Here is a 14,160-nt window from a genome sequence, read left to right as displayed (position 1 = left end):
CTAGATCCAGTACTGCCAGAGCTTCAGGCGCAGCCAGGCGACGGACTCGCGCGTCCAGATCGTCAGCAGGTTGGCGCGGCCCACGACGACCTTGGCCACGCCCTGCATGCCGGGGCTCAGCGGCGGCGCCTCGCCCACCCAGGCGGCCTCGGCGCGGAAGCCATTGGCGCCGTCCTGCACGCTGGCCGTGGCGGTCACGCGGCTGAGCTCGAACGCGTGGCCCTCGTGCGGCTGGCCCGCCAGGCGCAGCACGCCGCGCTGGCCGGCGCGCACGCGGGCGATGTCGCGCTCGGGCACGTGCAGCACCACGCGGTAGCCCTCGGACGCGATCTCGAACATCTCCTTGCCCAGCTCGGCCGGCGCGCCCAGCTGCTGCACCCAGTCGCCGGTGACGACCAGGCCGTCGATGGGCGCCACCAGCTGCGCGCGCGCCAGCCTGGCCTCGACCAGCGCGAGCTGGCCCTCGGCGCCCTGCAGCTCGGCGCTGGCCAGCGCCACGCCGGCCGCCTCGCGGTCGGCCATGGCCTGGCGCAGCCGGCCGGCGGCCTGGTCGCGCTCGCCGCGCAGCCGGGCCTGCTCCAGCACCAGCTCGCGGTCGTCCAGCCTCAGCAGGACCTGGCCCCGGCGCACACGGTCGCCCGGGCGCACCAGCGCCTCGGCGATGAAGCCCTCGAACGGCGCGGTGACGAGCTGGCGCGTGCGGCCCTCGATGACGGTGTGCGCCGTGACGCGGTCGTCCACCGGCACCAGCAGCAGCACGGCCAGCAGCAGCGCCGCCGCGACGGCGCCGGCCTTCCAGGCCCAGTGCCCGGGGCCGCGCAGCCTGCCGGCCACGCGGCGCAGCGCGCGCCAGGCCTGCACCGGCAGCGGCAGCTCGGCCGCGCGCCAGTGGCGCAGCAGCGGCTCGGCCAGCGCGGCGCTGCTGCGCAGCACCAGCCGGGCCGCGGGCGAGACCTCGCCCTGTGCGACCAGCACCGCGGCGACCTCGCCCTGGTCCAGCAGCGGCAGCGCCCAGGCCTGGCCCTGGCCCTCGGCCTCGGCGAGCTCGCGGCCTTCGACGAAGGCGCGCTGCGCGACCTCGGTGGCCGCCTGCACGGCGGGGCTGCCGGTCTCGGCATGGGCCACGTCGGCGGCCACCCACCAGCGCGCGCGCTCGTGCCGCACCTCGAACAGCGAGAGCCGCAGCCGGCCCTCGGGCGGCAGCTCGCGCCGCGCCCAGGCGGCCGTGCGGTTGACCCAGTCCTGCGCCGCCGCGCGCGCGTCCCGGTGCGACGCGACGTGGCCCATCAGCTCCAGCAGCTCGGCGGCGCGCTGGTTGTGCGCCAGGCTGGCCGCGGCGAGCGTCAGCTGCAGCCAGCCCAGCGACAGCAGCAGCAGTTGCAGGCTGCGGTCGTTGTGCGGCGGGCTCAGCAGCGCGCCGACGATGCCGGGCTGGCCGCTGGGCAGCGCCAGGTGGGTCGCGGCCAGCAGCTCGCCGGACGGCACCCGGCTCAGCGCGACGGGACTGTCGCGCGTGACGCGCACGCGCGCCTCGGCCCAGGCCTCGGCCACGTCGGCGCGCTCGAAGGGCGCGCGCCAGGCCGGGTCCGCCGCATGCAGCGCCACGCCCTGGCAGGCCAGGCCCGCGGCATGCAGGCGCTGCAGCCAGGCCGCCAGCGCGGGCGCCAGCTCGGCCGCCTGCGGCGTGGCGGCGGGCGGCGGCAGCACGACCTCGTGGTCGTCCACCGTCATGGGCCGCCCCGCGCGCGGCCGATCTCGCCGGGCTGGTGGGCCACCAGCTGCGCGTCCAGCGCCTGCCAGTCGCCCTCGCCCAGCGCGCCGCTGAGCGCGCGCAGCCTGAAATAGCCCGCCCAGGCGTCATGCCGTGCCCGCGACAGGTCGCGGCGCGCCTCGAACAGCCGGCCCTGCGCCTCCAGCACGTCGGCATTGGTCTTGATGCCGACCTCGAAGCCGCGCTGGTTGGCCCGCACCGACAGCGCCTGCGAGCGCTCGGCCGTGGCGAGCGCCCGGGCCTGCGACAGCGCGGACAGCGTGGCCGTGAAGGCCTGGCGCACGCCGATGACGAGCGTGCGGCGTGCCAGGTCCAGCTCGCCGGCGGCCTTGTCGCGCAGCGCCATCGCCTCGACGACCTTGGACTGCGTGGCGCCGCTGGCGAACAGCGGGATGGTCAGCGTCGCGCCGATGGCCGACGTGTTGCCCCGGCGCGGGAAGATGCTGGTCACCGTGCCGGTGTCGTTGGAACGCGTGTAGCTGGCGTTCAGGTCCACCGTGGGCGCGTGCGCGAGCGAGGCCTTGCGCGTCTCGGCCTCGGCGGCCTCCACGGCCAGCCGGGCCTGGCGCAACTGCGGGCTCTCGGCCTCGGCGCGCGACAGCCAGTCCAGCACGCCGCTGGCGGGCAGCGGCGGCAGCGCGTCGGGCGCGATGGCGCGGGCCAGCAGCGCCGGCGCCGGCCCGCCGGCGACCTCGGCGAGCACCTGCCGGCGCAGGTCCAGCTCGGACTCGGCGGCCAGCAACTGGGCCACCGCGCCGTCCACGCGCGCCTCGGCCTCGCGCACCTCGGGCGCCGCCGCGCGGCCGACCTGGAAGCTGCGCCGCGCCGCCGCGAGCTGCTCGCCGTAGGCCTCGCGCAGCGCGACCGCGTGGGCCAGCACGTCGCGCGCCTTGAAGACCTCCAGCACGCTTTCGGCCAGCCGCTGCTGCGCCTCCTGGCGCGCCTGCTGCAGCGCGCCGTCGGCCTGCTCCAGCTGGCTGCGCGCGGCCTGCATGGCCGGGTAGAGCGCACCGCGCCACAGCGGCTGCGTGACCTGCACCGCGTACTGCTCGGACCGGAACGGCCGGTTGCCGTAGGACGGCGCCTCGGCGTAGTGGCTGTTGCTGCCGCTGGCCGTGAAGTTGGCCGTCGGGCCATAGGCGGCCCTGGCCTGGAACAGCCGCTCCTCGGCCGCACGCAGCGAGGCCCCGGTGGCCCGCACGGCGGGGTCGGCGGCGACGGCGCGGTCGGCCAGCTCGGGCAGCGTCTGCGCCGCGGCGGGCAGGGCGATGAGCAGCGGAAGAAGGCGGAGTGATCGCATCACGGATGGGCTCAAACGAACGCGCCGGCTGCGAAGGCCGGCGCGTGAGTGTGCGCGAATTGTGCTCAGAAGGCGTGAATGGACCCGGCGTGGCCGAGCAGGCCGTCCCAAGGTGCGCAAGCGAGGCGCAAAGCGCAGCCATAGCCCGGGCTATGGCGAGCATTGGCAACGAAGCGTGCCTGCCTTGGGGCGGAATGAGCGGCCATGTCGGGTTCGCTCACACCTTCTCAGCCCCGGCGGCGCCGGCGCGTCGCCAGCGCGGCGCCGGCCAGCGCCACCGCGGCCAGCGCGGCTCCGGCGGGCTCGGGGACGGTGCCGCCGGTGGCGTCCTGGGTGCGCAGCGTCAGGCGGACGAAGCCCAGCGCGCCACCGTCATCCGGCGAGGCGGTGCGGATCTCGATCTCATTGAGGGCCGCCAGGCTGCCCAGCAGCGCGCCGAGGTCGAAGGTGTCGAGGTAGGCGTAGTCGTCGCCGGTCGCGCTGGCACTGGCGTCGGCCACCGTCAGCGCGCCCACCCGCTGGCCGTTCAGGAACAGCTGGGCCGGCGCGTCCAGGCCCCAGCCGGCGCTGAACACGTCCAGCTGCGCGCCCACCAGCGGCTGGCTCCAGCTGAGGCCGAGCTGGGTCAGCATGCCGCCTTCACGGAACTGGCCGATGTCGGGGCCATACGCCAGGTCGCCCAGGAAAAGGGTTTCGCCGCTGAGCACACCCATGCCGAAGCCGTCGTCGTTGCCGACCTGCGCGACGACCGTGCCGGCCATGGCGGGCACCGCCAGCAGCGCCAGCGAGAGAAACGTGGTGGGAAGGAGGGAACGTAGAGAAGGCATCGAAAAGTCCAACGGTTGATGTGCCGCGCGGCCGGCAGGCCGGCGGATGTTATGCAGGAGCAGGCAAGCGCCCCATCCCCGGAGCACGGGGCAAACAGGTGCCGCCCAGGTCGAGATCACAGTCATTTGCCCCCCACGAGCTGCTGCCACTGCGCCTTGGCGCGCGCTTCCAGTTCCTTGAGCCAGGCATCGCTGAAGGTGCGGGCGCGCTCCGCCTCGGCCTGCGCCACCTCGGCGGCCGTCTTGGGCAGCGGCGCCGGCTCGGCCGCCGCGCCCAGCTGGCCGCGCCTGTCGGCCAGCGGGTCGTAGGCGGCGGCCGGGGGCGCGGCCACCGCCTGGCTGCCGGCCTGGTGCTGCTGGTGCTGCGCCGCCGCCGTCGTGACGACGAAGGGGTTGACGCCCACCGGCGTCGGCACGGCCGGGCCCGGCAGCACGCGCACGACCAGCTCCTGGCTCACGCTGGCGCTGGCGCCGTTGCTGGTTTCCACGCTCGTGGCGCGCACGGTCAACGCGATCTCGCCGGTGAAGCCGGCCGGCGGCCGGACGCCGAGGCGGCCCAGGTCCCAGCCGGCCAGGTCGATGGCGTCGCCGCCGGCCGCGCTGTGCACGCCGTCGCTGAGCACGGCACCGGCCGGAACGCCCAGCAGGCTCAGCGTCAGCTGCTCGCCGCCCGCGCCCGCGACCGCGGCGCCGATCACCGGCAGCGCCGCCATGGCGTCGAGCAGGCCATAGACGATGCGCGTGCCGACGGGCAGGGTTTCGACCAGGCGGAGGTCGTCCAGCATCGCGCCGCGCTGCGTCGCGTTGCTGGTGGCGATCGCGTCGCCGCCCTCCAGCACGATGGCCAGCGTACGGGCCTGGCCGTTGCCGGCGAAGCTGAAGCTCAGCGCCTGCCAGGTCAGCCCGGTGCGCGGGCTGCTGCCGCCGTAGCCGCCGACCTTCACGCCGTCCACGTAGATGCCGATCTGCGTGTTGGCGGCCGCGAAGCCCGGCGCACCGGCGTAGTCGAGCGACAGCGTGTAGGTGGCGCCGGCGATGGTGTCGATGCTGCGTTCGATGCCCAGCGACTGGTAGGCCAGCGCGCGCGTGCCGTTGGTCAGCTTCAACCACTGCGCGCCGTTGCCCGCCATGGGCTGCGCGGTCACGAAGTTGTTGATGTCGTTGGTCATGCGGTCGCCCGCCGCCCAGATCTCGAAGGCCGCCTGCTTGCCTGCGGCGCCGCCGCGCACCGTCCAGCCCTCCAGGCTGGGGCCGGCCACTGCCGTGGCGGTCGTGCCGGTGTTGGCCGGCGTCTCCCAGCCCGTGGCCCACAGCTCGCGGCTGACGGCGATGTCGCGTGGGCTCAGCGTCAGCGTGGGCGCGTCCGCCACGGCGACGAATTGCAGCGTCATCAGCTGGCTGGCCGTCGCGTATTCGCCCGTCGCGCCTTCGATGGCGGTGGCCTGCAGGTGCAGCACGAGCGTGCCGTTGAAGTCCCGCGGCGGCGTCAGCACGAGGGCGTCGAGCTGCCAGCCGGCGAGGTCGACGACGCGCTGCGCGGCGGACGGGGTGAAGCTGTGCGTGCCGTCGGACAGCGTGAAGCCCTGGCCGTCGAGCACGGGCAGGCCGGTCAGCGTCAGCACCAGGGTCTCGGAGCCGTCGTCGTCCACCAGGCCGGCGACGATGGCGTGCAGGGCCAGCGCCACGTCCTCCAGCCCGGTGACGGTGTTGCCGCCGGTGATGGCGAGCAAGGGCGTGTCGGCGACGGCCGCCAGGTCGATGGCCAGGCTGGCCGCCGCGCTGTACAGCTCGCCGTCGAAGGCTTTGAAGCCGATGCGCGCGTAGGCGTCGCCCGAGGCATTGGCCGCCGGCACGAAGCGCAGGCCGCGCGCGGCCAGGCCGGCTTGCGTGAAGCGCTCGCCCACGGCGACCGCGGCCCAGCTGCCGTCGGCCTGCTGGCGCTGCAGTTCGCCGACCGACGGCAGGGCGGTGATCTCGAGCTGCAGCAGGTCCGGGCGGCTGTCGGGGTCGGTCGCCGCGAAATGCGCCCAGGTCAGCACGACTGCCTCATCCTCGGTGCCGGAGGCCTGGCCGTCCGCGGCCGTCGGCGCCAGGTTGGGCGCGTCGTCGGCGCTGACGGTGATGCTCACCGTGACGATGGCGGACTCGGCCTGGCCGTCGCTGACGCGGTAGCTGAAGCTGTCCGGGCCGGCGAAGCCGCTGGCGGCCTTGTAGCTGAAGCTGCCGTCGGCCAGCACGGTCAGCACGCCGTGCGCCGGGCCGGTGACCACCGCGGCGGTCAGCAGGTCGCCGTCCACGTCAAACGCGGTGCTCAGCGGGTCGATGGCCGCGGTCTGGCCGGCCTGCACCGCCAGGCCGCGGCCGGCGAGCGTGGGCGCGTCGTTGACGGGCCGCACGGTCAGCGTGACGGTGGCGACGTTGCTGGCCCGGCCGTCGATGACGAAGCGGTAGCTGAAGCTGTCGGTGCCGTGGAAGTCGGCGTCCGGCCGGTAGCTGAACTGGCCGTTGGCCAGCAGCACCAGCGTGCCGTGCGCCGGGCCGTCGACCTGCTCGATGGTGACGTGGGTCGCGCCCCCCAGCAGGTCGTTGGCCAGCACGTCGAAGGTGGCCGAGTCGTCCTCGTCCAGCGACACGGCGTCGCCGATGGCCTGCGCGTCGGTGCCGGACAGGCTGACGTCGCGCACGGTCATCGCGCTGGCCTGCGCGGCAAAGCCGAGCAGGTCGAAGCTCAGCAGCACGGCCTTGCCCGCCAGCTCCGGCGCCAGCGCGATGAAGTAGGTGGCGCTGCCGTCGGCGTTGGCCTGCTTGCGCACCGTGGCGGCGAGGCGTTCGCGGCCGCTGGTCTGCAGGTTGAGCAGCGCATCGGAACCGCCGAGGTCGATGCGGCCCGCGATGGGCAGGCCGGTGGCGGCGTCCAGCAGCGCGACCTCGAAGGCATCCCACGGGCCGGCCGCATTGGCGAGCAGGCCCGAGGCTTCGAGGGTGAAGCTGAGCTGCTTGTCGCCGGCACCGATGGTGAACACCTGCGACAGCTGCGCCTGGTGCGCGGCCGATTCGCCCAGCACGGCCTTGCCGCCCTGGATGACGACGTTGCCGCGCGTGCTCCAGCCGGCGGCATCGCTGAAGCTGCCGTTGCGCAGGCTGGCATTGACGGGGAGGCCGGCCAGGAAGCCCGGCGCAGCGCTGGCCGGCGCCGCCGCCGAGGCGGTAGCACTCGACAGCTGCGGCGACGGCACGGCTGCCACGCCGCCTGCGGTCGCATCCGTCGCCGGCGGCGCGCCGAAGTAGGGCGCGCGACGCGCCAGCGCCTGCAGGTACAAGATCAGGCCATCGACCTGCTGGCGGGTCAGCGCGGTGTCGCGGTCGCCCTGGTTGAGCGCCAGGTGCATCAGCTGATTGATTTCGTCCGAACGGGCGACCGAGTTGGCTTCGCCCATGAACGTCGGCTTGCTCACCAGCAGCTGCGGGTTGCCGTTGGCGTCGAGCTTGTACTCGTCCGGCAGCCCCAGGCTGTGCCCGGCTTCGTGCGCGAACAACCACCCGAAGTAGCGGCCCAGCGCGTACATGCGCTGGCTGCGATCCTCGATGCCGCCCACGGCTTCCAGGGCCTCGCGCAGCGCCGCCGGCACGGAGACGAATGGCGCCACACCGTATGCGGTGCCGTTTTGCTGCTGGTTGATCAGCCGGCTGAGCACGTACTCCTTGCTGCGGATGCTCTGTTCGTTGGTCACCGCGCCGGAGGCCGGCGTCAGCAGGAGGTCCATCTGGCTGGACGCGAAGTCCCAGCCGGAGCGGCCCGCCTCGCCGGCGCTGCCGCCGATGCTGCCCTCCAGCCCGATGTTGGTGGTGCGCGCCGCGGTCGGCGCGTCCAGGCTGGCCGCATCGACGAAGGAGAAGTCGATGGCGTTGAAGTAGCGGTCGCGCAGGTAGGCGCCGCCATTCGGGCCGAGCGCCACCTTCACGCCATGGCCCAGCGTCTCCAGGTCGGCGGCGCCGAGGTCGGCGGGCAGCTTGTCCGCGAGCCCGGCAAGCAGGTTGTGGATCGCCAGGTCGTCGCCGCTCAGCGCGGACACGTCGTCGATCCCGGTGTGCGCCAATCCAGCGGCGCGCAGCAGCAGCGCGTTGAGCTGCGCGAGGTCGACGTTGATCTGCTGCGTGGGGCGCACGTCGACGCGGACCTTGGCGCTGAAATAGGTCTGGTTGTTCAGCCTGAAGTCGAGCGTGCTCTCGACGCGGCCGCGGTCCTGGGCGGTGGAGACCAGGGTCAGGGTCGTGACCCCGTCCCGGGTCACGGCCGTCCAGCGGCCGTCGGCTTCGATGACGACGTGGTCCGGGTTGTAGATCCGCAGCGTGCGGGTTTCTCCGGCGCGCAGATCGGCCGCCACCAACACGCCATCGACCTGGTTCAGGTTGGTGAGCTCCCGGAAGTAGTAGGTGCGCAGCGTGATCGCACCCGCATCCACCGGCCCCTGCGGGGTCGGGCGCGTCGAGTCGAAACGCAACAGCGCCGGCAGCAGGGCCGCATCGTAGGCATCGCCCAGGCGCTTGCGCGCGTCATCGGACAGCCGCGCCGCGATGGGCAGGCCTTGGGTGTCGCCCGCCGCCAGCGTGCGGCCGCCGAAGATCACGCGCTCATCGCCCGTGGACGTGGCGTCCGTGCCGATGGCTCCGCCCGCCGCAAAGTGCAGGTACTCGTTCTTCAGCGCCGTGACGCTGTAGGTCAGCGTCGCATCACTGCCGTTGCGCAGCGTCAGCTGATGCTCGTTCGCCTTGCCGAGGGCCGTCGGCGTTTGCCACGCAAGGCCTTCGTCCATGCCCGACGGGGTGCCGGAGTCCTGGAAGAAGACCGTCTGGTCGTCGATCTGGCCACTGGTGTCGGTGAGGCTCAGCGAGGCGCCGATGCGGATGTTGTCGATCACCACCCGGTCGCCAGCCGCCAGCGCCTTGCCCTGCCCGGAGACGTAGTCGGTGTTGACCAGCTCGAAGCGCAGCTTGACGGCCTGGCTCGACAGGCCCCGCACGCTGTCCGGGATGCGCAGGTTGAACATGGCCTTGCCGTCGGTCAGGCCGACCAGGCTGACGGGTTCCAGCCGGGTGGCCGTCTCCGCACCGTTCGCACCCAGGGTGACGAAACTCACCTGAAGCTGCGGCGCGCTGGCCGGGGCCCGCCCAGCGAGTTCGACCTCGAAGCTCAGCATCTGGTCGTTGCGCTGCAGGCTCATCCAGTTGTGGGTCAGCTGGCTGTATGCGTCGTCGAGCAGGAACCCCCATTCCGCCACCTTCTCCAGGTTCAGGCCGAAATCGCCGACCTCCTGGGTCAACCCCAGGTCGTTCTTGAAGAAGTCGTGATCCATCAGTTTCTGGCCCAGCAGCTCGGTGAAGGCCTGGATGAACTCGTTGTCGACCTCGTGCACCTCGGCAATCTTGCCCACCAGCCGGCCGACCAACATGTCGCGCACGGCATCCGCCAGCTGCGAACCCTGGATGGCCGTGACCATGCTGCCCAGCGTGAAGTTGTCGCCATAGGCCAGTTGGTAACGGAGCAGGGTCTGCTTGAAGGTCTGCTGTTCTTCCGCGCCGAGCTCGGCCAGTCGCGCCTCGTCGTAGCCCTTGAACACCAGGCGCATCGCCTGCTGATCGTCCTTGTAGCCGGGGTTGCGCGCATTGTGCTCATCCAGCAGCGCGTTGCCGTTGTGGAAGGACCAGCCGGGCAGTTCGTAGGTCGTCATGAACCGGCCGAAGAACGGCCGGACGCTGGACTGGAAATCACCGTTGAACACCGAGGGCACCGCTTCACCCTTGGCGCCGAACTCGGTGTTGTCCATGTTCACGTCCACGCGCTGGCCAATGCCCGCCAGCGGCCGGTCTTCGGACCCGCCACCCAGGCGCGTGAAGTAGAAGCCCGTGCCCACGCCTTCCCAGGTGTCGGCAATCTGCTTGCCCTTTCCGTTCGTCACCGCCTCGGCGATCCCGGATTGCTTCGGGCCGCCGTTGATGACCGCGCCGACCAGTTTGTCGAGCCGCTGCAGATACCAGGGCGCCTCGTCGTGCCCGTACCAGGACGGATCGATGAGCAATCCAGTCAGTGTCTTCAGGAACGGCGGCACCTCGGGGCGGTTGCGCTCATAGGCGGCGTCCGCACGGCGCTTGATGACCCAGTCCTGGCCGGACGGCTTGGCCGTGCCCTGGATGACGCCCGCGCCGAAATACTGCTGGTTCGCGGTGATGGTGCCGGCATACCAGGCATGCGGCCGGGAGTGCGTCTCGGCCTTGGAGCCGACGAGCGGCACCTCGTCGTCCACCGTGAAACCCTTCAGGCCGGTGAGGTTGAAGTCGATGTCGAAGCCGTTGTGCGGGCGGCCGGGCCGCTGGCCCGCCAGCGACGTGCCATTGGGCGTGACCGTGTTGCCGGGCGCCGCGTTCTCGTCGGCCAGCAACTGGTAGTAGTTGTCCGCGAAGTTGACGCCGCGCCAGGCCTGCACGTCGGGGTCGAAGAACTCGGCGAAGTCGACGTTCTTCAGGCCCAGCTTGGTCGGATCGATCTCTGCCAGCTGCTTGAGCGTGATCGCCAAGTCGGCAGCCCCACCAATCCTACCGGCGAGCTGGAGCAATGTGTCCTGCAACACCTTGGCCACGTCTGCTTCCAGATCCGCGCTGTTGATGCCCAGCGAGGACAGCAGGCCGCTGATGCCCACCGCCTGCATCAAGCTCTCCACCGGCAGGTCCACCAAACCCGCCAGCACCGCCGAGAGGTATTGCCCCTGCTCCAGGTTGCCCAGGATCTTGGACAGCGCCTGCTCCATGATCAGCGAATCCTGCTTGAAGTCATGCGGATCCAGCGTGGTGACCTGGAGGTCCGCAGGCCGGGGCATGCCGTGCTTCTCGACGCCGAGCAGGATGCGCTGGCTCAATTCGGAGTTGACGACGGTGCCGCGGCTGTGGCCGATCAGATGCAGGTTGCCGCTGAGCAGCCGGCCGCCGGTCAGCGTGTTGGCGCTGAGCAGCGAGGCATAGATGGCGTCGGCCGCGGCTTCCGAGAAACCGGAATCGCTGAGGCCGGACTCCAGCACCCAGTCCGGCACCAGCACCACCGGCTTGCCGGCCGCCAGCGCCTCCTCCAGCGCCATGAACGGCGCGCCGCTGTCAGGATCCAGCTCCTTCCATTGGCCGGTCACCTTGTTGTAGCGGTAGGCATAGCCGCCCTGGTCGCGGGCGATCTGGCGCGCGATCTCGGCGGACGCCGTGACGCTGGGATCGGTGCGCTTGCCCTGGAAGAAGGCCGATGCCCCATCCGTGCCGGAGACCAGCGGCGGCTGGTAGCCATGCGTGACGATGGTGACCGAACTGCCGCTGAAGCCCGGCTGCTCGTAGGCGCGCTTGACCGCGAACGGCTGCGACGCGGTGACCTTGGTGCCGTTGGCCAGCACCGCCTCGGCGCCCCACCAGTAAGTCTGGCCGGCCGTGAGCTTGAAGTCCGCGTACGCCGCCAGTTCGGCGAAATCCTTGAACGTGAACACTTCGCCCGCCTTCAGGCTCTTGGCGCCGGGCAGCAAATCCAGCGTCGTCAGGATGCGCTCGGCGTGCGCCGGCCCCTTGTCGCGGGGCTGGCCTTCGACGACGCCACCATGCCAGTCCGGCAGCATGGGCTTGTCGCTCGGGAACAGGCCGTCGCCCGGCCCGAAGGAGCTGACGTAGATGCGCAGCGAGCTGACCTCGCGCGTCGCCTTGAGCTCGAACACCGGACGCGCATCCGCGTTGACGATGGGGCTGATCAGCTGCAGGTCACCATTGTTGGCAATGGTGTCCACGGCCCAGGACTTGAGCAGCGGCTCGTTGCCATGGTTGTCGCTGGCCGGCAGGCTGGTGTAGCGCTTGGGCAGCAGGCCGTTCTGGCCCAGGTCGACGGGCTTGCGCAGGTCGCCATCCGCCTGGTTGGCCGCGACGATCAGACCCTGGACGTTGAACTCGAACAGCGCCGAGAAGAACCGGCTGTAGTAAGTGTCGTCGGGGCCGCCGTACTCATCCACCATCGCGGTGGCCCACAGGCGGGTGCCGTCGGCCGAGATGGACAGGCTCTCCAGGCTGGCGCCCTCGATCGGCGTCGTGGAGCCGACGTACTTCGGGTTGGGTCCGAACGGATCCTTGATGATGCCGATCTTGCCGCCGGTCTGCTTGCCGACCAGCTCGCCATCCATGTAGCCGATCTCGTCGAAGATGTGGTTGTAGTCGGCCACGAAGGCGTAGCTGCCGTCCGCGGTGACGGCCACGCCGGCGGAACGCTGCACGTTCTGCATGAACCGCGAGTTCCGCCACTGCGGCTGGCTGGGCTTGAGGTAGGGGGCGGCGATGGCCGGGTCGTTCCACGCCCCGGTCTCCTCGTCGCGCGACACGGTGACCGCCGCGAAGCCCTTGTTGTAGGCCTGGGTCGTGCTCATGACGAACTGGCCGTCCTGCGGGCCGTTGTCGATGTAGTACGGCAGCTGGCCGGTGCGCGCCTCCACGCTGGTGAAGTCCAGCGCCTTCACGTCCGCGGCATCGACGCGCAGCGCCGTGTCGGCGCCCAGCGTCGCCGCCAGCTGCGCCTCGTGGGCCGCGTCCATGGCCTCCAGGTCGATGATGTAGACGCCGCCCTTCTCGCGGCCGGCGAAGCCGAATCGGGTGAACCGGTCCGCCGGCGCGGTGACGGCCAGGTAGCGGCCGGCACTGACCGCCATGTCCAGGAAGCCGTTGGGGCCGGGCGGCAGGTTGCTCGGCAGCATCAGCTGCTGCACCTGCTGCATGAAGCGCGGATCCTTGCCGTTGATGTTCACGCGCAGCAGGCGCGGCATACCGTCCATGCCATAGCCGCTGCCCTCGGCCACGTAGAGCCAGTCACCCGCGACCGCCAGCGACGTGATGTTGGCGCTGCCATCGCCCACCTGCAGCGTGTAGGTCAGCTTGCGCGTGACCATGTCGATCATGTAGATCTTGCCGTAGCCCGCGACGAACAGCTCGCGGTTGTTGGGGCCGTAGACCAGGGCATCGGTCTTGGTGCCCGCCAGGTAGCCGGGCAGCGACACCGCGTCGGTCAGCACTTTCAACGTCTCATCGGCGTCCGGCGGCAGGTTGCCATTCCCATCCGGATGCACGCCGAAGCTGTCGGTGAACTGCACGGTGGTGCGGTCCAGCACCACGCCCAGTTCGCGCTGGGGCTTGAACTCCACGCGGTTGCTGGGGTTGCCGCTGAACAGGCCGAACAGGCCGCCGCCCGCGCCGTCGCGCGCGGGCTCGTCGAACACGCGCTGTATCCACACCTCGTGCAGGCCCAGCGCGACGCCGTCCGGCACCTTGAACTTCACGGCGGTTTCGTTGGTGCTCAGCACTTCCATGAAGCCGTAGTACAGGCCGCGGTCCGGCTGGGCCGTCATCTCGTCGAGCGCGCTGCCCACCGGCTTCAGGCGCACCTGCACGCGGGTCTGCATGCCAGCCAGCGTGAAGCCGCTGCCATGCAGCGTGAAGGTGTTGGCGTCGTTCTGCTCCAGGCGCGTGATGCTGGGGTCGGTCAGCAGCAGCGGCGGCGGCGCACTGATGTCGATGCTCAGCTTCTCGCCGTCCAGGCGGCTGACGCCGGTCTGCATGTACTGCGCCGTCGTCGTGAAGGTTCTCACCTGGAAGGTCGCCACCGGCAGCATGGACATCAGGCCCACCGCCGCCATCGAGCCGCCCGGCATCGCCGAGATGCCCATCGCCATGTTGATGTGGGCGAACCACATCATCTGCCAGTTGGCGTCCAGCGAGACGATCCGGTCCTCGGCGGCGCCGGTCTTGGGATCCCGCGTCGTGCGCCGTGCGGAGACGAGGTAGTCGCCGCTGGCGGTCACGCCCGGATAGGGCGGGCTGGCCGTGCGGCCCATGCCGTCCGCGCCGATGTGGCCGTTGTCGACCACCCACCAGGTGTCCTGCACCGTGCCGTCGGCCAGCGTGATGCTGCCGCGCCTCAGGATGAGGATCTCGTATTCCGCCGGGTCCAGTCCCTGCGCGCCGACGGCCAGCTGGATGGGCTGGGCGCTGCGCCCGGCGCCGATGTCCAGGTGGAAGCCGGACAGCACCTCGAAGCCGTCGAAGCTCGGCGCCGCCAGCGGCAGGTTGCCCAGGTCCAGGTCGCGCACGCTGACCTGGCGCGGCGCGTCGAACGCACCGGCGGCGATGGCCACCTGCACGCCGCCCGCGGTCTGCAGCACCGCGCCGCCGCCATCGACCTCGATGGCCTGCGTGCCGAGCAC

The 14,160-nt window shown here is 71.6% G+C and carries 4 protein-coding genes (1 of these 4 cut by a window edge); all 4 read right to left on the bottom strand.

From position 1 onward, the window contains the following. A complete protein-coding gene (locus QM788_RS06520; RefSeq protein ID WP_415660669.1) occupies nt 1-1,731 on the bottom strand; it encodes an HlyD family efflux transporter periplasmic adaptor subunit in 1,731 nt (576 codons plus the stop codon). Further along, nucleotides 1,728-3,071: a TolC family outer membrane protein gene (locus QM788_RS06515; protein ID WP_415660668.1), complete on the bottom strand. Its 1,344-nt coding sequence runs from the start codon at nt 3,069-3,071 to the stop codon at nt 1,728-1,730. Before QM788_RS06515 ends, QM788_RS06520 begins: the two co-directional genes overlap by 4 nt. Nucleotides 3,072-3,298: 227 nt before the next feature. Further along, entirely contained in the window at nt 3,299-3,898 is a 600-nt protein-coding gene (locus QM788_RS06510) for a hypothetical protein (RefSeq protein WP_415660667.1), read from the bottom strand. Nucleotides 3,899-4,020: 122 nt separating this feature from the next. Beyond that, a protein-coding gene (locus QM788_RS06505; protein WP_415660666.1) for a calcium-binding protein crosses the window boundary here: on the bottom strand, nt 4,021-14,160 show its 3' end. Its footprint extends 25,440 nt past the window's final position; 10,140 of the gene's 35,580 nt are visible here — the last part of the coding sequence; the start codon falls outside the window, past its right edge; the stop codon is at nt 4,021-4,023.

It is taken from the genome of Roseateles sp. (assembly GCF_047654785.1).
Classification (GTDB): domain Bacteria; phylum Pseudomonadota; class Gammaproteobacteria; order Burkholderiales; family Burkholderiaceae_C; genus Pelomonas.
This window is presented reverse-complemented; position numbering and strand designations above follow the sequence as displayed.